Genomic DNA, 22790 nt, shown 5'->3' with positions numbered 1-22790 from the left:
GACACTGCCTTTTCACCAAATCGCCCGCCTCCAAACCGTTACTAACCTTGGCCATAGTTCGTAGAACGAGGGGTTGACCAGGGATGACAGTCAGAACACGCGGGTTCGGCCTCGGCTTCAGCATCGCGCTCACCCTGGCCTCAGCCCTGCTGTGGGGGGTGGCCCACCTGGCCGCCGACCGCCGGAAGACCGGCTTCGCCCTCATGGTGACGTACGTGCTGATGCTCGCGTCGATCCTCACCGTGCTCACCGTGTTCAGCAGCAGGCTGCTCTCGCTGGCCGTCCAGCCCGCCTGGCTCACCGCTCTCACCATCATGGTGGCCACGCTCGGGGTCGTCTGGACGGGCGTGATCATCTGGTCGTACCTACTCGTACGTCCGGCGCCCGCGAACCGCGTGGGCCGCGCGGTGACCACCGTCCTGACCATCGCCCTGTGCGGGCTCATCCTGGCCCCGGCCGTGTACGCGGCCCGCGTGGCCTACGTGTCGCGGGACGTGGTCAACACCCTGTTCACCGCCAACGTCTCCCCTATCGTGTCGCAGGACCCGTGGAACGGCGCGAGGCGGATCAACCTGCTGCTCCTCGGCGGCGACGCCGCCCCCGGCCGTCCCGGTGTGCGTACCGACAGCATCACCGTGGCCAGCGTCGACGTCGCCACCGGAGCGACGACCCTGCTCGGCCTGCCGCGCAACCTGCAGCGGGTACGACTTCCGGAAGGCCCGCCCAGGGACCGCTTCCCTGACGGCTTCACCGGCGCGGGCCCCGACACTCCCGGCCTGCTCAACGAGATCTTCCAGTACGCCGAGGACTATCCCGAGATGGAGCCGGGCGTACGCAAGGGGCAGCGCGGCCCGGCCCTGCTCAAGAAGACGATCAGCGAAATTCTCGGCATCCCCGTCACTTACTACGCCCTGGTGGATATGAGGGGTTTCGCGCAGATCATCGATGCGATGGGCGGGGTGACGGTCACCATCAAGGACCCGATCGTCTACGGCAAGTACCGCGAGGGCCTGTTGAGCCCCGGCACCCGCAAGCTCTCGGGCCAGGAAGCGCTCTGGTTCGGCCGCTCGCGTACGGACAGCGACGACTACGTGCGCATGGGCCGCCAGAAATGCCTGCTCAACGCCGTCGCCAAGCAGGCCGACCCGGTGACCGTGCTGAACAGCTTCGAGAAGCTGGCCGTGGCGACGAAGCGCGCGATCTCCACTGACATCCCGCAGAACGTCCTGCCCGACCTGGTGGACCTGGCGCAGAAGGTGAAGGAGCACAAGATCAGGAGCCTGAACTTCGTACCGCCGCTGATCGACACCGTCTACCCCGACTGGACCCTGATCAGGCACAAGGTCTCCCAGGCCCTGTCCGAGCAGAGCTCGCCCACCCAGCACCCGCAGGCCGCCCCGCAGACGGGCAGCCCGGAGAACCCGATCACCCTCGACTCGGCCTGCCGTTAGCGGCCCGCCGTCAGGCGCGTCTGAGCAGCAGCGTCACGAACCCGAGCAGGTCACGGTATCCGTCGAGCCACATCTTCCGGTGCTCCAGCGCCGCGGCCATCGCGGCGTCACCGTCGTCGCCGGGATGCCGCAGCGCCCAGTCGATGAGCGTCCCGGTCCACGACCACTCGTAGTCGTACCACTCGCCCCGCTCGCTGACGTGGGCGTACACGGTGTGAAACCCGGCCGACTCGGCCTGTGCCACGGTGCCCGGCAGGTCCGCGTACTCGCCGATCTCCGCCTCGATCTCCCCGCCCGGCGGCCGCTCCCAGAACCCCTCACCCACCAGCGCCAGCCCGCCGGGAGTGAGCAGGCCGCCGATCGCCTCCATCGACGGCGTCAGCCCACCGAACGCGTGCGTGGCACCGACGCACAGCACCAGGTCGTACGGCTCAGCCGCGGCAAAGTCGGTCGCGGAGCCATGATGCAGGGTCAGCCGGTCCGCCACCCCGGCCTCGGCGGCCATCCGGCGGGCGTCGGCGAAGCCCGCGTCGGACAGGTCCACACCGTCGGCGGTGGCATCGCCGTACAGCTCAAGAAGCCGAACGCTCCAGACCCCCGAGCCGCACCCCAGGTCCAGGATCCGCGCGCCGCTCGGCAGCTTGGCCCGGCGCAGCAAGCGGGTCAGGTTCGCCTCGCTTATCGGGGAGGCGATCGGGTGGTCGGCGTGCGCGATGTGGCTGATCAACTGTCTCTCCATATGGACAGATCCTAGTTATCCCCCTATACCAACTTGACGTGTCGGGATCTGGAGAGTTTCATATGCACATAGCCGACTTATTAAGTAGGAAATAGGGAGTAGGGCATGAACGCTCGCAGGGTGCTAGCCGCTCTGGCCGCAACCGCACTCACCGCGCTCGTGGCGGCCTGCGGGAGCAGCGCCTCTCCCAGCGGCGCGGCGAAGGAGCTGCGCCTCGGCTACTTCCCGAACATCACCCACGCCACCGCCCTGGTCGGCGTCGAGAAGGGCTTCTACGCCAAGCACCTCGGCGTACCGGTGAAGACCAGCACGTTCAACGCCGGCCCGGCCGCGATCGAGGCGGTCTTCTCCGGCGCCGTCGACGCCACCTACATCGGCCCGAACCCGGCGATCAACGCCTGGGAGAAGTCCAAGGGCAAGGCCATCAACATCGTCGCGGGCGCCGCGTCCGGCGGTGTGTACCTGGTCGTCAAGCCCGGGATCAACTCGGCCGCGGACCTCAAGGGCAAGAAGATCGCCACGCCGCAGCTCGGCAACACCCAGGACGTCGCGCTGCGCTACTGGCTGGACAGCAAGGGGCTCAAGACCGACACCAAGGGCGGCGGCGACGTCCACATCGTGCCCCAGGAGAACGCGCAGACACTGCAGACGTTCGCGACCGGCGACATCGACGGCGCCTGGGTGCCCGAGCCGTTCGCCAGCCGCCTGGTCATCGAGAGCAAGGGCAAGATCCTTCAGGACGAGCGCGACCTCTGGCCGAACAAGCAGTTCGTGATCACCCACCTCATCGTCCGGCAGGACTGGGCCAAGGCCAACCCCGACCTGCTCAAGAAGCTGCTCGAGGCGCACGTCGAGGCCACCAAGTACCTCAACGACGACCCCGCCGCGGCCGCGCAGACCGTCAACGCCGCGATCGAGAAGCTCACCCAGAAGCCGCTCAAGCCCGAGGTCCTGCAGAGCGCGTTCAAGAACATCACGTTCACGAACGACCCCATCGCCTCCTCCCTCACCGGCAGCGCGGACCACGCCGTCAAGGTCGGGCTGCTCAAGCCGGTGGACCTGAACGGCATCTACAACCTGAAGCCACTCAACGAGGTGCTGGCCGCGCAGGGTCAGCAGTCGATTTCGGACAGGTGACGCACATGACGACGCAGGTGGTCGATCGTACGGCCGCGGTCCGGCTGGAGGCCGTCTCCAAGGTCTACGGTCACGGCGGCAACGGGCTGCTCGCCCTCGACAAGGTCTCACTGTCGGTACGGCCCGGCGAGTTCGTCTGCCTCCTGGGCGCCTCCGGCTGTGGCAAGAGCACGCTGCTCTCGCTGGTCGCCGGGCTCGACCGGCCGACACAGGGGGAGATCTCCACAGCCGGGCGACAGGTCGCGATGATGTTCCAGGAGCCGGCGCTGTTCCCGTGGCTCACGGTCTCGGCCAACGTCGAGATGGCCTTCCGCGCCGACAACCTCGCCAAACACGACCGTCGTACGAGGGCGGCCGAGTTCCTTGAGATGGTGCATCTAGGCGGGTTCGGGAAGAAGCGCCCGCATGAGCTGTCCGGCGGGATGCGCCAGCGCGTCGCTCTGGCCCGCGCGCTCGCCCAGTCCTCCTCGTCCTCGTCCTCATCCTCGTCCTCGTCGGAGAGCGGCGCGGTGCTGCTGATGGACGAGCCGTTCGGAGCGCTCGACGCGATGACCCGCGACCTGCTGCACGACGAGCTCGAGCGGATCTGGCGGGAACAGGCGCTGTCGGTCCTGTTCGTCACGCACAACGTCCGCGAGGCGGTCCGGCTCGGCGACCGGGTCGTGCTGCTCAGCAGCCGTCCCGGCAGCGTGGTCGAGGAGTTCCCGGTCGAGCTCGCCCGGCCTCGCCGCACCGACTCCGCGGAGGTCGCCGGGCTCGCCGCGAGGATCACCGACCGGCTGAAGGAAGAGGTGTTGCGCCATGGCCATTGATACGCACGCGCGCCAGATGGCCGGGCTCGACGCGCTGGAACTGGCCGGTGAGCAGCGCGCCGGAGTGGCGTCCCGGGTCTGGGCGAGGCTCTGGCCGATGCTGACCGCGGTCGCGCTGGTGCTGGTCGCCTGGGAGCTGGTCGTGCTGAGCGGCCGCTGGCCCGAGTACGTCTTCGCCGGACCGATCACCACCTTCCAGGACCTCGGGCACCGCCTCGGCGACCCCGAGTTCTACCAGGCCGTGGCGACCACCATGCGCCGAGCCGTCACCGGCTTCGCGCTGGCCGTGCTCGTGGGCCTGGTCATCGGCGCGGCCGTGTCGCGGGTGAAGGTGCTGCGGGCCGCCTTCGGGGCGCTGATCACCGGCCTGCAGACCATGCCGTCGATCGCCTGGTTCCCGTTCGCGATCCTGCTGTTCGGGCTGACCGAGAGCGCCATCACTTTTGTGGTGATCCTGGGTGCCGCCCCGTCGATCGCCAACGGCCTGATCACCGGTGTCGACTACACGCCTCCGCTGCTGCTGCGGGCTGGGCATGTGCTCGGGTTCCGGCGATTGCAGCTCTACCGGCACGTGATCCTGCCCGCGTCGCTGCCGTCGTTCCTGGCGGGGCTGAAGCAGGGATGGGCGTTCGCCTGGCGCTCGTTGATGGCCGGCGAGCTGCTCGTCATCATCGCGTACCAGTCGTCGCTCGGCGAGCAACTGGCGATCTCACGGGAGCTTTCGGACTCGCCGGGACTGATCGGCACGATGATCGTGATCCTGGTGATCGGCATCGTGATCGACATGCTGTTCGAGGCCGCCGACAGCGCCCTACGCCGGCGCTGGGGCCTCAATCCGGTGTGATGCGGGTCTCCGCGCGAACCGACTACGCGCTGCGGGCGGTCACCGAATTAGCGGCGGCACCGCCGGGGCCGGTGCCGGCCGAGCGCATCGCCTCGGCCCAGAACATCCCGCGCCGCTTCCTCGACAACATCCTGCTGCAACTCAGGAGGGCCGGGCTCATCCACAGCCTGCGCGGCCCTGAGGGCGGCTACTGGCTGGCCCGCCCGGCGGACGACATCACGCTCGCCGACGTGATCGCGGTCATCGAGGGCAAGCCCGAGTATCCGGCGCACGGCGGCTACCCGGGTGTCGCGGGCCCGCTGGCCGACGTCTGGAGCGCGCTGCGCGAGCACGAGGAACGCCTGCTCACGGAGGTCACCTTCGCGCAGATCGTCTCCAGCGACTCCACCACCCGCCCCAGCACCCGCTAGTGCCGCAGCGCTGAAGATGCGATGCCTCAAGCACGTCTTATGCGGTGCTGGAGACGGCAGTCGATCTGTCGGCGATGTGATGCCTGGCGTTTCAGGGAATGCGCATATCAGGATTCGACTGCGACATGCACGTATCCATGCCCTGGTTGTAGGGCGTGTCTGGGTTGAACAGGGCGTACGAGTACGAACAGCAGGGATTGTGGCATTCCCCCTCGGTCGGGTAGTCGGCACCGAACAGGGCCTCGACGCCGACCGCCTCATACGGCCCCGACGGCAGCTTCGGCACCTTGTCGTAGAAGTTCACCAGCCGGAACGTCTGCACGCGCAGGCTGTTGTAGTAGTCCTTGAAATTCGACTCCCCGACCTTGGGGCTGGCCTGGTTGCAATGCAGGATCTTCGCGATGGGTATTCCCGCGAAGCGGGCCAGCGGAACGATCAGGGTCGCCAGGGTCGAACCGAGGCTGTGCCCGGTCACGATGAGCCTTGCGCCGCTCTCGGCGATCTGCGACAACTCGGCCGCGAAGGCGCCCTGGTCGAAACCGTTGAAGACGTCGTTGAACCCTTTCTCCACCTGGGTGTTCCTGATGGGCGTGCTTGTCGGCGGGTCATAGGGCACCAACTCGGTCTTGCCGTCCATGATGTAGTCGTCGTCCGTCTGGGACCCGCGAAAGGCCAGGAACACGGTGCTGCTGTCAGGCCCGTAAGCGAATATCGCGAAGGGTTCCGCGATCTTCTTGACGACCGGGGTGAAACTGCTCCAGAACGGGCCGCGGAATTTCCACTGGCCAAGCGGGAACGCCGGGCCGGTGACAGGGCAGCTATCCGAGGGCGTCCAGGAGAACGTGGGAGCACTCGGCTTGCCCGCGGCCTTCCATTGTTCACACATCTCGCAGGCTACGTTGACGACGAAAGAACAGGTTCGGGCGATGTCCAGGTCATAGCCGGGAGGAACCTTGAGTGGCATCTCGTTTCCGTTGGGCACCGGTGCTCCTTGATGATGTCGGGACGGTCGACTGCGATCGCCGTGAACCTAACCACCCCGGTTCAGCGCTACTCATGAGTGCATAGGTTTTGGGCTTATCCATGCCATGTCCATCCAGACCGGCGACCCGATAGGTGTACAAGGTCGGACAGGTCAGCCAGACAGCTCCCACAACTGGATGATCTTGTCTTCCGCGATGGTGGCGAACAGGTGCCCGTCGGGGCTGAAGGCCGCCGCGGTGGACCACTGGCCGTGCGGGATCCGCAGGATCTCCCATACCTCCCTACCGTCCCCGACGTCCCAGAGCCGGACGTCGGAACCGTAGCCAGCGGCGGCCAGCAGGGTGCCATCAGGGCTGAACGCGACGCGCCGGGCCTGCTCGCGCAGCGTGACGAGGGCCGCGCCGGAGCCGGCGTCCCAGACGCGGGTGGCGTCGGAGCCCGCGGTGGCCAGCAGGGTGCCGTCAGGGCTGAACGCCACGTCACGCGTCCACGAGAACAGTTCGGTATCCGATTCGTGCAGCCGCAGCAGCGCTATGCCGGTCTCCGAGTCCCAGATCTCCGCCTCCCAGGTCCGGTCGCGTCCCCAGGAGCTGGAGGAGGCGGTGGCCAGGCGGGTTCCGTCGGGGCTGAAGGCGAGGCCGGGAGGGCCGCCGAGGTGCGCGATGCGCAGGAGTTCGGTGCCGTCCGTCACGTCCCAGATGCGAGTGGCGGCCTCGGTGTCGCTGACGGCCAGGCGGGCGCTGTCAGGGCTGAAGGCCATCGCCTGTACGCCGCCGTCGTTGTCGAGCTCCACGAGCTCGGCGCCGGTGGCGAGGTCGGCGATCCAGATCTTGCCGGCGGTGGCGTCGAAGTCCCTGAGGCCCAGGCGTTCCCTGGTGAAGGCGATCAGCCGGCCGTCGGGACTGATCGCCGCTATCGGTCCCGTGTCCAGCAGGCGGGCGATCAGGCGGCCGCTGTGACGGAAGACGCGCTCGGGGCTGCCGGTCAGGTCCGCCAGCGTGGTCGTGCCCTCGCCGGTCCAGGTCAGGCGGGTGCCGTCCGGGCTGAACGCGAGGTTGTGGACCTTTCGAGGGGTCTCGATCGTACGCAAGGGCACGGGGGTGACCACCCGACCGGCGCGGTGGGGCACGGGCGGACGGGGAGTGATGGCCTGCCGGGGGGCGGTAACCGGCGTCCCACGCCCGGCGAGATGGTCATGGAACTCGGCGTGCCGGAACTGGTAGAGCGGCCCGACCGCACGCAGCAGCCCGAGGCGGTGCGCGTCGTCCAGGAACGCCATCAACCGCCGCGGCAGCCGCCCCCGCCGGGCCAGGCGGAAGGCGGCCAGCTCGTAGACCGGCCAGGCGTGGTGCTGCCCTGACACGAGCCCGGACGTCATGCCGGCCATGGCCGCGACCAGGGTCGCGACCGCCATCTCGCCCGCGGATCCGCCCGTCGCCCAGATCAGGGCCGCGCCGATGACCGCGCCGAGCGTTCCTCCGGCGAGCAGCCGTACGCGGTTGAGCCTGCGGTCCGCGCGCCAGCTCGTGAGCGGCGTGCTGGCCTGCCCGTCCATCACCGGAATCTCGGCCCACTCGGCCACCGCGTCCGTCATGAAGACGAGGAGCATCCCCGGCCCGAACACCACCGCCACGGCGAAGGCCCCCACCAGCCCGTCTGTGACCGCGTCGCCCGCGACGAGATTGACCACCGCCTGCACGACGCCGCCCAGCAGCGCGGACCCGAGCGCTATCCCGCTCGCGATCGAGAAGCCGGACAGCAGCTTGTTGAGCAGTGGGAAGATCCGCCGCCTGATCCGCAGGTCGGCGTAGCCGGGCCGGTCATGCGCCCAAGACGGGTCGCCGGACCTTTCCCGATACATGGTGATGATCCCCAGGCCACCGACGAGGTACCACCAGGTGAAGTCGTCCAACGCCAGGGTGACGAGCACCCCTCCCCATGCCGCGCTCGCCACCAGTACCAAGAGCGTGACCCCTGGCCCCGGGGGCGACCGGCGCATGGTCAAGGCCGCGAGCCGCCACCAGGCGAAGTCCCTGACCCCGATGCTCTTGCCGCCCAGAGGTACGGCCTCGGCCTCGACGGGGGTGCGGTCGAGCAGTGTGGCCAGGTAGCTGAGCCATTGGGTGACCTGTTCGGGCTGGTAGACGCGGCTCGGCCGGAACAGGTCGGCCTCGTCCTTCCGCGCGGGAGGCCGGGCCTCGATGAGCGCCGGGACGAGCCGGTCGAACAGGTGGGCACGCAGCTCGGCCGCGGTGGCGAAGCGGGCGGGGTCGAGCAGCCGGGACGGATCGGCGGCCGGTCCGTAGACGGTGCGCAGCAGCCACAGCCCCAAAGGGCTGGACACGGTCTCGGACAGCGGCGTCGGCCCGTCCTCGAGTAGCCGGTCGAGCAGACGTTCCCAACCGGGATGCGGAGCGGTCCCTGCGAGGATGCCGTCCAGGTAGTCGGCGGCGGCAGCGGCCGACATGGGCTCCGCCTCGACCACGGCGGCCCGGCCCAGCGCCTGCGCCGCGGCGATGTACTCGGCGGTGCGGCTGGTGAGGACGAGCTGGGTCTCCGGGGGGAGCGCCTGGTTGAGCTCGGCCAGCGCCCCGGGTAACGAGGCGGCCGGCATCTCGTCCAGCCCGTCGAGGACCGGCACGATCTTGCCATCGCGGAAGAGCCGGCGCGCCATGTCCTTGCCGTACGCGGGGAGCGCCTGATAGGTCTGCTCCAGCCGGTCGACCAGCCAATCCTCGAAGTACGGATACTCCTTGACGTCCCAGCCGTTCATCGTCAGCAACACCGGCACCGAGCCGTCCTGGCTCTTCAGCAACTCGCGTACGAGCTGGATCGCCAGCGTCGTCTTGCCGGCGCCGGGGCCGCCCAGCACGACCAGGCGGCGGCCTGACGCGCGGAACCGGTCGGCCAGCTCTTCGATCTGGTCACCCGATCCCGACCAGGTGATCTTCCCTCCGATGCGCGGGCCGTCGATGAAGCGCACCTTGTCGCGCAGGTTCCACCGTACGGGCATCGGGTCCAGCCCCAGCCCCAGCACCCGGGTGGCCTCGTTGCGCCACTGATCGCTCACTATCTTCCTGAGCATGGCGAGCGCGGGCTCCACCGGCGTGACCTCAGCGACCTTCCTCCCGCCAAGTGCGCCCATCACGACGACCAGGCCGAACAGGCCGGTCAGGCCCCAGGTGAACGGCTTCCACCACCACGCGTCCACTTCGACGGTGCCGGTCGCCATGTTGCTCACCAGGCCCAGCGCGACGCCCGCGGCCGCCAGCGTGACCCGCGACACCGCCCCACGACCCTCCATGTACACAAGGATCAGGGCTGAAGCCCGCCTGGATCAACAGAGTCCAGTACTCCTGTGAGGTGCCTGGCCGTCGGCCGACGACACCGTGCCTCGGCCGGCCACCATCGCGACGATCACCTGGCCGGTCGCAGCGCCGCACATCAGAATGATCGGTGCGTGCCACCCGGAACTGACGCTGTGGAGCAGCCCGAAAATCACCGGCCCGGCGGCGGCCAGCAGGTAACCGATCGACTGCGCCATCGCCGACAACGCGCCCGCCATGGTCGCGTCCTTGGCACGCAGGCTGAGGAAGGCCAAGGCGAGCACCAGGCAGGCTCCGCCACCCAGCCCGAGGACGACGCTCCACAGCAACGCCCATCCCGGCGCCACCAAAAGTCCCAGGTAACCGGCAAGCACAACCGCTGAGCTCACCATCGCCACCGCACGCTGGTCACGTGCCCACCGCAGCGCGGCGGGCACCGCCAGGCTGGTCAACACCGCGACCGCCTGGAACACGAACAACAGCCATCCCGCCGCGGCCGCACTTACTCCACTGTCCTGGAACACCTGCGGCAACCAAGTCACGACGACATAGAAGCCCAGCGACTGCAATCCCATGAACGCCGTGACCGCCCACGCCAGCGCCGATCCCCATGGCAACCGGTGCCTGCGAATCGCCTCCGAGGCAGGCCGCCGCGAAGTCCGCACCTGTGGGAACCACAGCACGACGGCCACCAGCGCGAGCACGATCCAGCAACCCAACGCGGTGTACCAACCGCCAGGGGCGACCTGGCTGATCGGCACCGCCACCCCGGAGGCCACCGCGGCGACAACCCCCATCACAGTGGCGTACGCGCTGGTCAGCAGTCCCACCTTGGTCGGGAAATCGCGCTTGATCAGGCTCGGCAGCAGCACGTTGCCCACGGCGATGCCCGCCCCGATCAGCACGGTTCCCGCGAACAGCCCGATTGCCGTCGGTACCCACCGGACCGCGATCCCGAGCGTCAGCACCACGAGTGCGCCCCAGAGAAGCCGCTCGGGTCCCCACCGCGCCGCCAGTCGCGGAACCATCGGCGACATCGCGGCGAACGCCAGCAATGGCAGCGTGCTCAGCAGACCCGCCACGGCCGGAGCCAACTCCAGATCGGCCTGCACGTGATCCAGCAACGGCCCGACACCGGTCAAGCTCGGCCGAAGGTTCGCCGCCACCACCAGCAACCCCCACACCAGTAGGGCCTGCCCGGTCGACCGCCTTGAACCTGATGAGAACGCCGCCATGGTGTTGACCTCTCATGCATAATACGGAATAAGGAATCCGGATTCCGCATGAAGTCTAGGCAGAGGATCGTTTGGGATGTCAACTCCGCAGGCGCGCCGCAAGACGCGTACCGACGCCGAGCGCAATCGAGATCGCGTCCTGGAGGCGGCTCGCGCGTTGTTCGCCGAGTCCGGCTACGACGTGCAGATGTCGGAGATCGCACGGGCGGCGGGCGTCGGCATCGGGACCCTCTACCGCAAGTTCCCCACCCGGGAGGCCCTGATCGAGGCCATCGCCGAGCACCGGGCCGCCGACCTCATCGCCGCCGCACGCCGGCTCGCCGACACGGACGATCCGGCTCACGGCTTGGCGGGGTTCCTGCGCCATGTGGGCGAGGTGCTGGCCGGTGATCGCGGCATGTCCGAGGTCATCGAGAAGGCCATGGGCTCGACCGAGCCGCGTGACGAGACCCGCGAGGCGCTGCTCACCATCGTCGCGGAGCTGATCGACCGGGCGCAGACGCGCGGCACGGTCGGCCAGGACGTGACGACCGGGGACGTCAACATGGTCATCTGCGGTTTGGCGGCAGTCATCCGCAACGCCGCGGGCGATTGGCGGCGGTACATCGAGGTCGCACTCGACGGCCTCCGCCCCCGCTGAAACGACGGTGGTACGGGGTCCGCGCGGCCATGCCTTTGGCTGCCGTGATCCATCACGTCACACCGGTGATGGCCCGTCTTTCCAGGTCGATGATCGCGGCGAAGTCGGCGGGGTCGAGGTCGTAATTGCAGAGAATGGCCGAGGTCCAGTTCATGTCGAGGTAGACCGACCAGTTGGTGTTGCCACCCGCTATTCCGCCGCCGTGGCTTATCACCCGCTGGTCGTGGAAAATGCCGGCGATGGGGCCGTACGCCATGAGGGACTCGTATCCCCCGGGGCGGGGCGGGCTGCCTGCGAGAGGAGCTGGTGGGAATTTCCCGCTCACGTAGAGGGCGGTGTAGGCCGGGTTGAGCAGCTTGTGGCTCAGCAGGGCATGCGCGAAACGGACCAGGTCAGGTGCCGTGGAGAAGCCATTCCCGCCTCCTGTGCCGATGTAGCTGCGCGCTGAATTGGTTCCCGCGACGCCTCGCGAGCCGCCCTTGTCGAGGTTGCGGAGGCCGTCGATGCGGGAGCCGTCGCTCTGGTACATGTACGGGTGCGCGAAACGCTCGCTGGCCAGCCATTGGGGGCGGACGTAGTAAAGGGAGTCGGTCATGCCGGCCGGGCGGAAGATGTGGTCGCGGACATAGTCCCAGAAGGTCTGCCCCGACACCCGGGCGACGATCTCGCCGAGGACCTCGTAACCGGCGGAGCTGTACTGGTGTTTGACGCCGGGAGGGAAGGCGGGTTTCTGTGACTGGAGGCGCTTTCTCATGGCGGCGAGTTGCTCGGCGATGCTGTAGTGAACCGTCGTGGAAATGTCGTCGTCGCGGGTGGGATCGCCCAGGCCGCAGGTGTGGGTGAGCAGGTTGTGGACGGTGACGGTGTCCGCCGTCTCGGCCGGGTAGCCATCGAGATAGGTGCCCAGCTTCTCGTGGAACTTCAGCTTGCCCTGTTGCGCGAGCTGCACGATGGCCAGGCCGGTGAACGGCTTGGACGCCGAGGCCAGCGGATAGATGGTGTCCACCCGGTTGGGGATGGATTTTTCCTTGTCGGCCATGCCGTAGGCACGCGACAGTACGGGCTTGCCTCGATAGCTGATCAGCACGGTTCCGGAGAACTTGTCGTCGGCGGCGAGCTGGGCGATGTGCTTGTCGAAGGATCCTCCGGGCCGGACGGCGTCGGGGATAGGGGGCGTTTGCGCACGAGCGGCTCCCGTGGCGAGGGGAGCCGCCCCCAGCAGGCCGATCGCGGTACGTCGTGACGGTTGGTTCGCGGTCATGAAGGTGATCGAACTCGGCGGCCTGTTTCCCGGCCGTTTCCACGCCCTGTGACACCGGCGAAAGCCGAGCGCGGGCCTCATCCCACTTGCCCGCCTCACGCAGCCCTACGCCCGCGCCGGCTCGTCGTCCCGCTCGCCCGGCTCGCTCAATCCCGCGACCTGCGCCAATTCATCGTCATGCACGCACTCAGTGTGGCAAGATGAGCGCGACCAGAAATGGTAACGGTTTTCATAACCAACAGGAGGGCGCTTATGAAAGTGGCGTTCGTCGGCAAGGGCGGCAGCGGCAAGACGACGATGTCGGCGCTGTTCGCGAGATACCTGGCGAGCCAGGGCGGCCCGGTGGTCATCGTGGACGCCGACATCAACCAGCACCTGGCGCTGGTGCTCGGCGTCGAGGACCCGCCAGAGCCGCTGGGCTCCCGGCTCACCGAGATCAAGGACCTGCTGCGCGGCGACAACCCGCGCATCCCCTCCGCCCAGGCTATGGTCAAGACGACCCCGCCGGGCCGCGGTTCCCGGTTGCTGAGCTTCAAGGACCTGGCGACCAGCGAGTTCGCGGTCGCCACACCCGAGGGCATGCGGCTGATGGCCACCGGCCCCTTCAGCGAGGACGACCTCGGCGTGGCCTGCTACCACTCCAAGGTCGGAGCCGTCGAGCTGCTGCTCAACCACCTGGTCGACGGCGCGGGCGAATACGTGGTGGTCGACATGACCGCGGGGTCCGACTCCTTCGCCTCCGGCCTGTTCACCCGCTTCGACCTGACGTTCCTCGTCGCCGAGCCGACCAGGCAGGGCGTCAGCGTCTACCGGCAATACCGCGACTACGCCGCCGACTACGACGTGCCGCTGGCCGTGATCGGCAACAAGGTGCACAGCCCGTCCGACGTCGACTTCCTGCACAGCCAGGTGGGCGACGACCTGCTCACCTGGATGGAGCACTCCTCCGCCATACGCGCGATGGAGCAGGGCCACCGCTTCTCTCTCGACGACCTCGAGCCCGCCAACGCCGACGCGCTGGCCATCCTGCGCAAGCACCTCGACGCGCAGGCCAAGGACTGGGCCCGCTTCGGCCGCCAGACCGAGGAGTTCCACCTGCGCAACGCCCGCTCCTGGGCCAACGCCAAGACCGGCCTCGATCTGGCCGACCAGATCGACCCGGAGTTCGTCTACGGCGGCCGAGCGACCACATGACTGTCCCCTCCGGTCATCTGGAAGCCCTTACCGAGCCCGCCTAGCGTTCGCATCAATCCCCGTTGAGAGGAGACAGCATGTCGCTGACCGTTCCGAACGATCTACTCGATCAGGCCAGAGCCGGCGAGGTCGACGACGCGGCGTTCATCGCCTGCGTCCGCGAATCCCTGCCGTACGCCTGGTCGGTGATCAGCGAGCTGGTCCAGCACCGCGACAGGACCGGCGCCGACTTCGCCGACAACCAGGTGCCGCCGCCGTCCGAGGAGGCTCGCGGCCAGCTCCTGCGCTGCCTGGCCAGTGACGCGATGCGGGGGGCGCTGGAGCGCCACTTCGGCGTCCGCCTGGCCTTCCAGAACTGCCACCGGGTGGCGGTGTTCGTTCCGTCGGCCGCGGACGCATGGCGAGAGTTCGTCACGCCGCGCGCGCAGATCCTCAACCAGAAACCCGAGCTGGTGGACTGCTGATTCCCCCTGTGGCGGGCCGGTTCTCCCGGCCCGCCACTTTCCATTTGCGCCCGGCTGGTGACCTCTTGCGCCTGGCTGATGACCTCCTACCGAGCCAAGGCCGATACGAGCCGCCAGCCTGATCCGCCGGGAAGGACGAGGACACGCGCACCGGCCCGGTGGCCGGCAGGCGCAATGGTCAACGGTACGGAACCGGAGCGGAAGAGGAACGGAAGAGCGGCCCCATAACCTCCTTCCCTCATCGGCCGTGGCCAAATAGGAGAAGCGATGCCCGAGTGTGTGAGTGTCGTGACGACGCCAGTGGTCATGAGGCGGCGCGACGCCCAACTCAGCGAAATTGCGGCCCGTGTGATCGGCTGACCAGACCAGTATTTCGGGTAAATATTGCCCTCGAATTCGTCGCAGCAGGCGACGCATGCTCGTGGTCGGAACACCGCTGCCGAACGACCATCAAACGCTGAGCTTGCCATCCGCCGCGCCCGCATCGCCCGTCATAGAATCGGAGCTCACGTGAATCAGATCGTCCCCGCAGCACCTTTCGGCTCGCCGGCGAAGAGAAAAACCGCCGCGAACACACGGGAACAGGCAGTTCGTACGGCGAAGCGCGGTACACGGAAGAGGATGCCATGGATCGGCGCTGCGGCGCTGCTATCTGGCATGGTGTTAGTCTCACCGGCCGTAGCGAGGGCCGACACGGATCCAGCCGCAGGCTATGCCGGCGTGGTCGGGACCACGCTGAATATCGATGGAAGTTACGGAGCCAACCGCATCACCATCACCCCGGCCGCCTACGGCCGGGTGCGTGTCGCCGATGAGAACTACCCCATAATGCCGCTCGGCGACTGCATCGCCGTCACCGCCAACGAAGTTGAATGCGGGCGAAGCGGCACTCCCACGGGATTGGACGTCGACGGCCACGAAGGCGCCGATACCATCATCAACCTGCTACCCACGAGCAGTAGGACGCACGCCCGCCTTTACGGCGGCTCCGGGAACGACGTCATTTACGGCGGCCCCGGAGTGCAGTGGATCAATGGTGGTCTCAGCCCGGACGACCTGGCCACGAACCGCGGAAAGCCGGACACCGGCAACGACCAGCTCTTCGGCGGCTGCGCACAGGAATGCGCGGACGGTGGCGACCTGCTGGAGGGCTCGGACGGCAACGACAGCCTGACCGGAGGCCCGGGCAACGACGATCTGCGAGGCGGGGTCGGCGTCGACACATACGCCGGCGGCAGCGGTCAGGACGTGGTGAGCTACGCGGAAAAGGGGGAGCCGGTGAAGGCATCCCTGAATGGCGTCGCCGACGACGGCATCGCCGGCGAACAGGAAAACATCCCGAACGATGTGGAAGATATTTTCGGCGGATACAAGGCCGACGTCCTCGTCGGCAACGACGGGGACAATACGCTGAACGGCGGCCCCGGCGGGGGCGACGTGATATACGGCCACGGCGGCCAGGACTATTTGTACGGCGGGTCCGGCGTGGACAAGCTCTACGGCGACTACAACGACACCGGCATGACATATGGCAATGACCATTTGTACGGCGGCGCGGACGGCGATCTGCTCGTCGGTGACAGAGGCATCGACCACGCCCACGAATACACCTACGACACGGGGGCCGATAGCTGCCGGTCGGTGGAGTACGAAGATCAGGACAAATGCGAGGCCAAGCTTCCCTAGCCAGGATCTCGGACCGAGGCCACCGATACTCGCTCAGTGATCGGGAAGCCGATTCATAACTATCAGAAGGGCCTTGAATGAAAAAGCCAGGAAAGCTGCTGCTGCGGCGTGCGGCGATCGGCGCGGCGATGACCATGGCAGCGCTCGCGGGTGGCCTGTCGGCTCCGGGAGCGGCAATGGCCGACATCCCGACCGAGTACGTGAATTATCTTCGAGTTCACGGCACCAACAATTGCCTCGCCTACGACGCCACCAAGGCCTTGGTGGCGAAATGCGGCTCCAAGAATACCAAGTGGAAGTTCGATAAAGTGACGAACGGGAGCTTCCGCCTGCAGACGTACGACGGCTTCAAATGTCTGAATACCTCCTACAGTTCAATAAATTTACGTGACTGCAGCGACTCACCGAATCAGCCCGGTATGAGATGGTCCATCATCGGTCATGGGAGCCGGACGTGGGCCGAAATATCAAATTACGCAACCAGCGACTACATCAATGCCGGCCAGGCCGGCGGCGTCCACATGACCAGCGGCCGAAACGGCGAGGTGACCCAATGGGAGTGGGTGCCGGCCGACGGCCTTGAGGTGCGTAACTCGGGCCCCCAGGCCAGTGTGGTGGGTACCGCGATCCCGCCGGTGAACCACCCGACTTTGGACGGGAAGGCGCCATACACCTGGTCGGCGACGGGCCTGCCCCCTGGCCTGTCGATCAATGCCAAGACGGGTGCGATCTCCGGGACTCCGACCACGGCGGGGTCGTTCACTGTGAAAGTAGTGGCGACCGACTCGACCAGCCTGCCCCGTTCAGGTAGCACGTCGTACAGCTGGATGGTCAGCCCGGTGCCCACAGCGGGCTGCTCAGGCACGAACGACACCGATGTGGCGATCCCCGAATTCCAGATCCCTCCTGTGGAGTCATACATCGCCATCCAGGGCTGCCCGGGCAAAGCCTCGGCGACGGCGACGGTAGAGGTGCACATCATCCACCCCAGGATCTCGGATCTGGAGGTGATGCTGGTGTCGGCGGACGGCAGTCGCACCATCGTGCTGCACAACCAGACCGGCGGCTATACGGAAGACCTTCACAAGAGCTTCACGGAGAACCTGTCCTTCTCGGTCGCCGACGGGACGTGGAGACTGCGGGTACGGGACCGTGCCAGCGGCAACGTGGGCCGAATCGACCGCTGGTCAATACGTCTCTAGGTGGCTCCGGGCTTTCGCGGCGAATTACGCGCAGCTCGGCTACCTGAGAAACCGTTTCTGATCTAAGGGGATGGGGCTCGCCTAGAGCCCTGTCCCTGCCAGATCCAGCAGCACATGAACGCCGGACCACCGGCCGTCATCCCGGTAGCAGGCTGCGCCGGGCCAGGACGGTGGCGATTTTCGCCGTATAGACCGGACCGGCGCCCTTCTTCGGGTGCGCGCCGGTCAGCTGGTCGAGCACGAAAGACACATCCGCGACCCAGCAGCAGATCTGCCTGGAGCGTCCGCGACCCCGTGCGGGGCCAAGGTCAGTACGGGGTCGCCAGCCCGAGACGAGGACACGGGACACCGGGCGGCTTTGGGTGCGTCAGTTGTCACCGGGGCTGAGGTTGATTTCGCCCGTCGCCTTGTCTCGGCGGATGCGCAGGACTACGGGCCCGTAGATGTAGGACGGTTGACGCGCGTAGCGGTCGAGATGGACCACGTTCATGGAACCGACCGCGTCGCCCTCCAGAGCGCTGATCGCGTCGTACAGCTGTGAGGCGGCTTTCAGACCGGTCCCGGCGACTCCACCTGAGCCACGCCCGTGGCTGTCCGTGGCACCCCACACGAAGAAGCCGTCCTGATCCGCGCCCCAGATATTCACCGGGCCACCAGCTTGAGCAGCCGTTCCGCCGACACCGCCGCGTCTTCCAGCACCGGCATTCGACACCAAGGCATCCAGCCCCACGCGAAGACCGGCTCGCCTTTGTATAGCTTCGCTCGTACCCGTAGCGGAAAAGGCCGATAAATCACCAGCAGCACCGGACACTTCCCGCGCCGAAGATCGACGGCGACGTTCTCGCCGAGATCCGTCAGCCCCAACCCGAGCTGCCATAGCCAAACGAACTGCTCTTGCGTATCGAACGAGAAACCGTCCACGCGATCACCGCCGTCACTTCGAGGCCGCAGACTCCTCAAGATCTCTTTTGTCATTTTGACTCCATTGCGATGGGCAAATGTCGGATTCTTGTCACGATCCCACTTACAGAAATAGCTTGTTAAGCTCAGAGTGCCGGTAGAAGTGGGTGGGCTGCACGCGAGATAGATGGACAGTCTGCCGACAGAAAGATGCATAGGACGTAGCTGAATGTGGATAGCGTGTAAGCAGATGTCATTGACTACCGAGGCGCTTGGAGGCGACCATGGCCAACGATCTCGATCCACGCATGTCGCCCGCCGAACGTTTCGGCCGCGAACTGGCCCGATGCCGCAAAGAGAAAGGGCTGTCACAGCGGCGGCTCGCCGACCATCTCGATTGCTCACCGTCTCTTGTAGGGCACATCGAAACCGGTAGCCGCAATCCACAACTCGATCTCGCAGAGGCGTGTGATCGTTTCTTTGGCCTCCCTGACACGGAATACTTCGTCCGGCTTTGTCGCCGCATCCACCAATCCCCTTACGGACCGGGGTGGTTTCTTCGCTGGCTGGAGGAGATCGAACCCAATGCGGTAACACTTCGAACGTGGGATCCCCTTTTGGTCCCTGGCCTGCTCCAGACTGAGGACTACGCGCGCGCCGTCTTTCGTGGCCACCTCGCAACCCCCGCTCCGGAGGTGGAGGAACAGGCTGCCGCTCGCATGGAACGGCAATTGATTCTAAATAGGGATAATCCCCCAGCCCTATGGGTGCTACTGGACGAATGGGTCCTTCGTCGTTCCATTGGTGGTCCCCAGATCATGGCCGATCAGCTCAGATATCTAGCCACCGCTGCTGACCGCCACAACGTGACAGTGCAGATCGTCCCCGCCGACAACCCTTGCACGGATGGGCTGATGTCCAGCTTTGTCATCGGAGAGCTTCTCGATGCGCCAACCACGGTGTCCGTGGAGTCCGCAGGCAAAGGCGAAGTATCGGCCGAGCATGAGCTCGTTTCACTGATCTGGGGCCGTTATGACAGACTCAGGGCAGATGCCGACCGGCCAGGCGAATCGCTCGACATGATCAAGGAAGCGGCTGAGCAATGGACCGCAAAAACCTGACCACTACAGAGCTCACCGGGGCTGTGTGGAGGAAGAGTTCCCGCAGTGGCAACGGGGGCGGGAACTGCGTTGAGGTTGCTACTAATCTCCCCGGAATCGTCGCCGTCCGCGACAGTAAGAACCGGGGCGGCCCCGCACTTATCTTCACGCCCAGCGAGTGGAGAGCCTTCCTAGGCGGCGTCAAGGACGGCGAGTTCGACCAGTTAGGCTGACCGTCCGTCCCCGGCAAATCGGTTTCATTCTGGCAACCAGTCCAGGAACTGCCCGTGCGGTCCGGTGAAAGCGACCGGCTCTTCGTCCAGGGCCAGGACGAAGGCGCTACGGTCGGTCGACGGGCTACGGGTCAGCCGAGCGGCCACGCCCGGCAATACGGTCGGCGCCTCGTTGGAGATCCACCGGGCGGGCAAGCCACGCATCGTCTCGACGAACCGATCGCGTTCGTCCTGCGGCAAGTAGGCCAGAACCGCGCTGTGGAACACGACCAGCGTGGCGTCCGGCGGGGCCTGTCCAACCAGGCCGGCGATGGTGACATTCAGATCACCCTGAACGAGGTGGGGCGGTTGGGCACGCGCGATCTGAGTCGCGGCGCGTAGCCGTACCAGCCGATCTTGCTGCTCAGGCCAGACCAGCGCCTCCAGCCAGCGCAGATGATCGGCATCAGCGACGTCGAGGGGGTTCAGGTCGATCCCGGCCCGCCACACCACCGACGGCACTTGCTGCGGGATCGGTACCGCTCCGCTGGTCCGGCAGGTCAGCATGACTGGGCCGACTGGACCCAGGGCGGGTCGGTCATCGAAGCGGTAGGTGTAACGGTCCGGGAAAAGGCACAGTCCGGCCGAGGCGCCGACCTCGATCAACGCCAGTGGCTGCGGCAGGCGCGCCAGAAGCGGCAGCAGCGTCGCGCACCGGCCCGGCTCATTGGTTTGGGTACTGCGGGCCAGCATCTCGGAGCTGACCTCTGCCCAATGCTCGAGCACCCAGATGCGAAACGCCTCATAGTCATGCACTGGACCGCCGAGGAACCGGACCGCGCCGAACAGGAGGTTGGGTTGTCGTTTGGCCGCGGGCAGCGTATCGACCAGGGCCAGAAGTTTGTCGTCGGCGCCGACGCCCATGCATAGCTGCTCGTAACTGGGCGAGTGACCCCGGGCCTCCATCTCCCCGAACTTTCGGTACCTCTCCGCCGTACTCGTTTCGCCCATCCCGTGCACGAAGATCCGCCCTCCCCTTGGGACGAACAGCATTCCACACGACTAATTGAAACCGGCGATCAAGGGCGGATCGAGCCGCCGTCAGCGCCACGGCTCTTCAGGGGTGCCGGTTCGCCGGTTGTGGTGATCCACCAGCCTGGACAGCAGCTCGGTCAACCGCCGCCGCTCCTCGGGTGACAGCGGAGCCAGCAGCTCTTCCTGGGTTTCGGCCAACCGCTTCTCCAGCCGCCGCAGCTGCCGCTTGCCCGCCGCGGTCAGCGAGATGATGTTGCGTCGCCGGTCGGAAGGGTCCGGGGCGCGCTCGACCAGTCCGCCGTCGGCGAGTTCGTTGATGGTCGCGACCATGTCGCTGAGGTGGATGCCGCTACGGCGGCCCAGCGCGGCCTGGCTGGCCGGGCCGGACTGCTCCAGCGTCGCCAGCAGGCGGTAGTGGTATCCGCGGGCGCCGACGGCCGAGAACCCGTCGCCCACCAGGCGGTGCGCGTGGTTGGCGGTCTGGCTGAGCAGCCAGCTGGGCAGGCCCTCCCATCGGGTGGGCGTGTCCTCGGATGGGTTCTCCATGTGACAAGTCTAACGAATCGTTCGGGGCACTAATGATTGTGCTATCGTTCGGGACATAAACGTTAGCCGTCCGAACGTTCGGCGGCTGAATGAATCCCCCTGGAGCAGAGAACATGATCAAGCCGTTCCGCATCGACATCCCCCAGGCCGACCTTGACGACCTGACCGACCGGCTCGCCCGTACCCGCTGGCCCAACGAGGTCGCCGATGCCGGGTGGGACTACGGCTTCCCGCTGGCGCGGCTCAAGGAGCTCGCCGAACACTGGCGGACCAAGTACGACTGGCGCGAGCACGAAGCCGAGCTCAACAAGCTCCCGCACTTCACCACCGAGATCGAGGGCCAGAACATCCACTTCGTCCACGTCCGGTCCGCGAAGCCGGACGCGCTCGCGCTGATCCTCACCCACGGCTGGCCGGGCTCGTTCCTGGAGTTCCTCGACGTGATCGAGCCGCTGTCGCGCGACTTCCACCTGGTGATTCCGTCCATCCCGGGTTACGGCTTCTCCGGGCCGACACACGAGGGCGGCTGGGATGCCTTCCGGATCGCGCGGGCCTGGGCCGAGCTGATGCGCCGTCTCGGGTACGAGCGCTACGGCGCGCAGGGCGGCGACTTCGGCGCGGGCATCTCCTTGGCGCTCGGCGCGGTGGCGCCCGAGCAAGTCGTCGGCGCGCACGTCAACTACCTGCCGACCCGGCCGGACCCGGATGCCGACATTGAACTGTCCGCAACGGACGAAGCCCGGCTGGACAAGGTCAGGCAGCTGATCGCGAACCGGCCGCCGTACCAGGCCCTGCAGGCTCTCACCCCCCAGACCATCGGCTACGCGCTGACCGACTCACCGGTCGGCCAGCTGGTCTGGATCGCCGAGCGCTTCGCGCAGTGGACGGACCCCCGCTCCCAGATCAGCGACGATCGGATGCTCACCGACATCTCGCTGTACTGGCTGACCGCCACCGCGGCCTCCTCGGCGCGACTGCACCACGATGCCCCGCGGGGGCGGACCGTGCACTGCCAGGTGCCGGTCGGCGTGGCGGTGTTCGCACACGACATCACGCAGTCGGTGCGACCGTTGGCCGAGCGACTGTACGACATCAGGCACTGGTCGGAGTTCGAGCGTGGCGGCCACTTCGCCGCGATGGAGGTGCCGGAACTACTCGCCGAGGACGTCCGGGACTTCTTCCTGACCCGCATCGAGTAGGGCCACCGACTCGCCACCCGCTAGTACTCCGGCCCAGAGCCCGAGATCCGATCAAGGTCATGGCAGGGAGCGGGTAGTCGAGCCGGCGCCGACCAGGCGGCCCGGCACTCAGCCCACTTCGTTGAACAGATCTTCGAGGGCCTGGGCGGTGACCGCGCGGGTGAGCCAGGTTTCGAGTTGGGCGAGGTCTGTGCAGGTGGTGATCTGGGTGCGAATGTCGTCGGGGACATTGAAGTCGCGGGTGGCGAGCACGAGCAGCACCGATCTGGCGGCCTCTTCCGCTTTACCTTCTGTTCGGCCCTCTGCCTTACCTTCGACCTTGCCTTCGACCTTGCCTTCGGCAATGCCGTCTGCTTTGCCGCGGCCGTAGTGTTCGCGGGCGAAGGGGCTGTAGACCGGCCATTTGGTGGACG

The 22790-nt window shown here is 66.9% G+C and carries 22 protein-coding genes and 1 pseudogene; 13 read left to right on the top strand and 10 right to left on the bottom strand.

The features are described from left to right. The first annotated feature begins 83 nt into the window (after window positions 1-83). Window positions 84-1451: an LCP family protein gene (locus tag ACGFJ2_RS27185; RefSeq protein WP_357960898.1), complete on the top strand. Its 1368-nt coding sequence runs from the start codon at window positions 84-86 to the stop codon at window positions 1449-1451. Between the two features lie 10 nt (window positions 1452-1461). Here the strand turns inward: ACGFJ2_RS27185 and ACGFJ2_RS27180 are convergent, their stop codons facing one another. Then, a complete protein-coding gene (locus tag ACGFJ2_RS27180) occupies window positions 1462-2190 on the bottom strand; it encodes an SAM-dependent methyltransferase (protein WP_393472796.1) in 729 nt (242 codons plus the stop codon). A 105-nt stretch (window positions 2191-2295) separates the two neighbouring features. Here ACGFJ2_RS27180 and ACGFJ2_RS27175 point away from each other — a divergent pair, with 105 nt between their 5' ends. The 4 genes from ACGFJ2_RS27175 to ACGFJ2_RS27160 are packed head-to-tail and all read left to right on the top strand — an operon-like array spanning window position 2296 to window position 5393. After that, on the top strand, window positions 2296-3327 hold the full coding sequence (locus ACGFJ2_RS27175) for an ABC transporter substrate-binding protein (RefSeq protein WP_358437114.1): 1032 nt from the start codon (window positions 2296-2298) through the stop codon (window positions 3325-3327). A 5-nt stretch (window positions 3328-3332) separates the two neighbouring features. After that, window positions 3333-4139 (top strand): ABC transporter ATP-binding protein, encoded by an 807-nt coding sequence (locus ACGFJ2_RS27170; protein ID WP_393472792.1) that lies wholly within the window; start codon window positions 3333-3335, stop codon window positions 4137-4139. Next, window positions 4129-4983, top strand: coding sequence for an ABC transporter permease (locus tag ACGFJ2_RS27165; protein WP_393472789.1), 855 nt, complete (start codon window positions 4129-4131; stop codon window positions 4981-4983). The genes ACGFJ2_RS27170 and ACGFJ2_RS27165 overlap by 11 nt, the downstream gene beginning before the upstream one ends. Beyond that, the gene (locus tag ACGFJ2_RS27160) at window positions 4983-5393 is read left to right on the top strand and encodes an Rrf2 family transcriptional regulator (RefSeq protein ID WP_357960885.1); all 411 of its coding nucleotides are present in this window, start codon (window positions 4983-4985) and stop codon (window positions 5391-5393) included. Before ACGFJ2_RS27165 ends, ACGFJ2_RS27160 begins: the two co-directional genes overlap by 1 nt. Before the next feature lie 91 nt (window positions 5394-5484). On the opposite strand, the gene ACGFJ2_RS27155 is transcribed toward ACGFJ2_RS27160, so the two are convergent. The 3 genes from ACGFJ2_RS27155 to ACGFJ2_RS27145 all read right to left on the bottom strand — a co-directional run bounded on the left by ACGFJ2_RS27155 (window position 5485) and on the right by ACGFJ2_RS27145 (window position 10872). Beyond that, window positions 5485-6375: a lipase family protein gene (locus ACGFJ2_RS27155; RefSeq protein WP_393472786.1), complete on the bottom strand. Its 891-nt coding sequence runs from the start codon at window positions 6373-6375 to the stop codon at window positions 5485-5487. Window positions 6376-6528: 153 nt separating this feature from the next. Further along, window positions 6529-9681: an NACHT domain-containing protein gene (locus tag ACGFJ2_RS27150; protein ID WP_358204092.1), complete on the bottom strand. Its 3153-nt coding sequence runs from the start codon at window positions 9679-9681 to the stop codon at window positions 6529-6531. A gap of 33 nt (window positions 9682-9714) precedes the next feature. Then, window positions 9715-10872: an MFS transporter gene (locus tag ACGFJ2_RS27145; RefSeq protein ID WP_393473962.1), complete on the bottom strand. Its 1158-nt coding sequence runs from the start codon at window positions 10870-10872 to the stop codon at window positions 9715-9717. Between the two features lie 142 nt (window positions 10873-11014). On the opposite strand from ACGFJ2_RS27145, the gene ACGFJ2_RS27140 reads away from it, so the two are divergent. Beyond that, window positions 11015-11578, top strand: a complete 564-nt coding sequence (locus ACGFJ2_RS27140) for a TetR/AcrR family transcriptional regulator (protein ID WP_393472782.1) — start codon at window positions 11015-11017, stop codon at window positions 11576-11578. 52 nt (window positions 11579-11630) lie between these two features. On the opposite strand, the gene ACGFJ2_RS27135 is transcribed toward ACGFJ2_RS27140, so the two are convergent. Then, complete coding sequence (locus ACGFJ2_RS27135; protein WP_393472779.1) at window positions 11631-12839, bottom strand: serine hydrolase domain-containing protein; 1209 nt, start codon at window positions 12837-12839, stop codon at window positions 11631-11633. 252 nt (window positions 12840-13091) lie between these two features. Here ACGFJ2_RS27135 and ACGFJ2_RS27130 point away from each other — a divergent pair, with 252 nt between their 5' ends. The 4 genes from ACGFJ2_RS27130 to ACGFJ2_RS27115 all read left to right on the top strand — a co-directional run bounded on the left by ACGFJ2_RS27130 (window position 13092) and on the right by ACGFJ2_RS27115 (window position 17385). Further along, entirely contained in the window at window positions 13092-14033 is a 942-nt protein-coding gene (locus tag ACGFJ2_RS27130; RefSeq protein ID WP_393472776.1) for an ArsA-related P-loop ATPase, read from the top strand. Between the two features lie 77 nt (window positions 14034-14110). After that, window positions 14111-14497 carry an SCO5389 family protein gene (locus tag ACGFJ2_RS27125; RefSeq protein ID WP_357960871.1) on the top strand — a complete coding sequence of 129 codons (387 nt, stop codon included), beginning with the start codon at window positions 14111-14113 and terminating at the stop codon, window positions 14495-14497. Between the two features lie 510 nt (window positions 14498-15007). Next, complete coding sequence (locus ACGFJ2_RS27120) at window positions 15008-16183, top strand: calcium-binding protein (protein WP_357960868.1); 1176 nt, start codon at window positions 15008-15010, stop codon at window positions 16181-16183. 77 nt (window positions 16184-16260) lie between these two features. Continuing rightward, window positions 16261-17385 (top strand): putative Ig domain-containing protein, encoded by a 1125-nt coding sequence (locus ACGFJ2_RS27115; protein ID WP_393472773.1) that lies wholly within the window; start codon window positions 16261-16263, stop codon window positions 17383-17385. 367 nt (window positions 17386-17752) lie between these two features. Here the strand turns inward: ACGFJ2_RS27115 and ACGFJ2_RS27110 are convergent, their stop codons facing one another. Both ACGFJ2_RS27110 and ACGFJ2_RS27105 read right to left on the bottom strand, forming a co-directional pair. Continuing rightward, window positions 17753-18031 carry a hypothetical protein gene (locus tag ACGFJ2_RS27110; RefSeq protein WP_358204124.1) on the bottom strand — a complete coding sequence of 93 codons (279 nt, stop codon included), beginning with the start codon at window positions 18029-18031 and terminating at the stop codon, window positions 17753-17755. Beyond that, window positions 18028-18360 carry a hypothetical protein gene (locus tag ACGFJ2_RS27105; RefSeq protein ID WP_357960859.1) on the bottom strand — a complete coding sequence of 111 codons (333 nt, stop codon included), beginning with the start codon at window positions 18358-18360 and terminating at the stop codon, window positions 18028-18030. The genes ACGFJ2_RS27110 and ACGFJ2_RS27105 overlap by 4 nt, the downstream gene beginning before the upstream one ends. A gap of 209 nt (window positions 18361-18569) precedes the next feature. Here ACGFJ2_RS27105 and ACGFJ2_RS27100 point away from each other — a divergent pair, with 209 nt between their 5' ends. Both ACGFJ2_RS27100 and ACGFJ2_RS27095 read left to right on the top strand, forming a co-directional pair. After that, on the top strand, window positions 18570-19406 hold the full coding sequence (locus ACGFJ2_RS27100) for a Scr1 family TA system antitoxin-like transcriptional regulator (protein WP_393472768.1): 837 nt from the start codon (window positions 18570-18572) through the stop codon (window positions 19404-19406). Then, the gene (locus ACGFJ2_RS27095; RefSeq protein ID WP_357960853.1) at window positions 19388-19618 is read left to right on the top strand and encodes a DUF397 domain-containing protein; all 231 of its coding nucleotides are present in this window, start codon (window positions 19388-19390) and stop codon (window positions 19616-19618) included. The genes ACGFJ2_RS27100 and ACGFJ2_RS27095 overlap by 19 nt, the downstream gene beginning before the upstream one ends. A gap of 24 nt (window positions 19619-19642) precedes the next feature. Here ACGFJ2_RS27095 and ACGFJ2_RS27090 read toward each other — a convergent pair whose 3' ends face one another. Together ACGFJ2_RS27090 and ACGFJ2_RS27085 are read right to left on the bottom strand one after the other, a co-directional pair. Then, entirely contained in the window at window positions 19643-20608 is a 966-nt protein-coding gene (locus ACGFJ2_RS27090; protein ID WP_393473959.1) for a DUF2332 domain-containing protein, read from the bottom strand. A gap of 90 nt (window positions 20609-20698) precedes the next feature. Next, complete coding sequence (locus ACGFJ2_RS27085) at window positions 20699-21178, bottom strand: MarR family winged helix-turn-helix transcriptional regulator (RefSeq protein WP_393472765.1); 480 nt, start codon at window positions 21176-21178, stop codon at window positions 20699-20701. Between the two features lie 113 nt (window positions 21179-21291). Here ACGFJ2_RS27085 and ACGFJ2_RS27080 point away from each other — a divergent pair, with 113 nt between their 5' ends. Next, complete coding sequence (locus tag ACGFJ2_RS27080; RefSeq protein ID WP_393472762.1) at window positions 21292-22377, top strand: epoxide hydrolase family protein; 1086 nt, start codon at window positions 21292-21294, stop codon at window positions 22375-22377. A 108-nt stretch (window positions 22378-22485) separates the two neighbouring features. Here ACGFJ2_RS27080 and ACGFJ2_RS27075 read toward each other — a convergent pair. Next, window positions 22486-22790: pseudogene (locus ACGFJ2_RS27075) on the bottom strand (hypothetical protein); the annotation flags it as partial.

Origin of the sequence: Nonomuraea sp. NPDC049028 (assembly GCF_043197735.1) — a bacterium.
In the GTDB taxonomy this organism is placed as follows: Bacteria; Actinomycetota; Actinomycetes; order Streptosporangiales; family Streptosporangiaceae; genus Nonomuraea.
Note: the sequence above shows the minus strand (reverse complement) of the source record. Positions and strands in the feature narration are given on the sequence as shown.

Coding starts and splice junctions, on each gene's coding strand:
- ACGFJ2_RS27100 (WP_393472768.1), top strand. CDS start 18,570: ATGGCCAACGATCTCGATCCACGCATGTCGCCCGCCGAACGTTTCGGC.
- ACGFJ2_RS27170 (WP_393472792.1), top strand. CDS start 3,333: ATGACGACGCAGGTGGTCGATCGTACGGCCGCGGTCCGGCTGGAGGCC.
- ACGFJ2_RS27105 (WP_357960859.1), bottom strand. CDS start 18,360: ATGACAAAAGAGATCTTGAGGAGTCTGCGGCCTCGAAGTGACGGCGGT.
- ACGFJ2_RS27090 (WP_393473959.1), bottom strand. CDS start 20,608: ATGGGCGAAACGAGTACGGCGGAGAGGTACCGAAAGTTCGGGGAGATG.
- ACGFJ2_RS27130 (WP_393472776.1), top strand. CDS start 13,092: ATGAAAGTGGCGTTCGTCGGCAAGGGCGGCAGCGGCAAGACGACGATG.
- ACGFJ2_RS27160 (WP_357960885.1), top strand. CDS start 4,983: ATGCGGGTCTCCGCGCGAACCGACTACGCGCTGCGGGCGGTCACCGAA.
- ACGFJ2_RS27150 (WP_358204092.1), bottom strand. CDS start 9,681: ATGGAGGGTCGTGGGGCGGTGTCGCGGGTCACGCTGGCGGCCGCGGGC.
- ACGFJ2_RS27180 (WP_393472796.1), bottom strand. CDS start 2,190: ATGGAGAGACAGTTGATCAGCCACATCGCGCACGCCGACCACCCGATC.
- ACGFJ2_RS27085 (WP_393472765.1), bottom strand. CDS start 21,178: ATGGAGAACCCATCCGAGGACACGCCCACCCGATGGGAGGGCCTGCCC.
- ACGFJ2_RS27135 (WP_393472779.1), bottom strand. CDS start 12,839: ATGACCGCGAACCAACCGTCACGACGTACCGCGATCGGCCTGCTGGGG.
- ACGFJ2_RS27185 (WP_357960898.1), top strand. CDS start 84: ATGACAGTCAGAACACGCGGGTTCGGCCTCGGCTTCAGCATCGCGCTC.
- ACGFJ2_RS27165 (WP_393472789.1), top strand. CDS start 4,129: ATGGCCATTGATACGCACGCGCGCCAGATGGCCGGGCTCGACGCGCTG.
- ACGFJ2_RS27080 (WP_393472762.1), top strand. CDS start 21,292: ATGATCAAGCCGTTCCGCATCGACATCCCCCAGGCCGACCTTGACGAC.
- ACGFJ2_RS27140 (WP_393472782.1), top strand. CDS start 11,015: ATGTCAACTCCGCAGGCGCGCCGCAAGACGCGTACCGACGCCGAGCGC.
- ACGFJ2_RS27125 (WP_357960871.1), top strand. CDS start 14,111: ATGTCGCTGACCGTTCCGAACGATCTACTCGATCAGGCCAGAGCCGGC.
- ACGFJ2_RS27175 (WP_358437114.1), top strand. CDS start 2,296: ATGAACGCTCGCAGGGTGCTAGCCGCTCTGGCCGCAACCGCACTCACC.
- ACGFJ2_RS27095 (WP_357960853.1), top strand. CDS start 19,388: ATGGACCGCAAAAACCTGACCACTACAGAGCTCACCGGGGCTGTGTGG.
- ACGFJ2_RS27115 (WP_393472773.1), top strand. CDS start 16,261: ATGAAAAAGCCAGGAAAGCTGCTGCTGCGGCGTGCGGCGATCGGCGCG.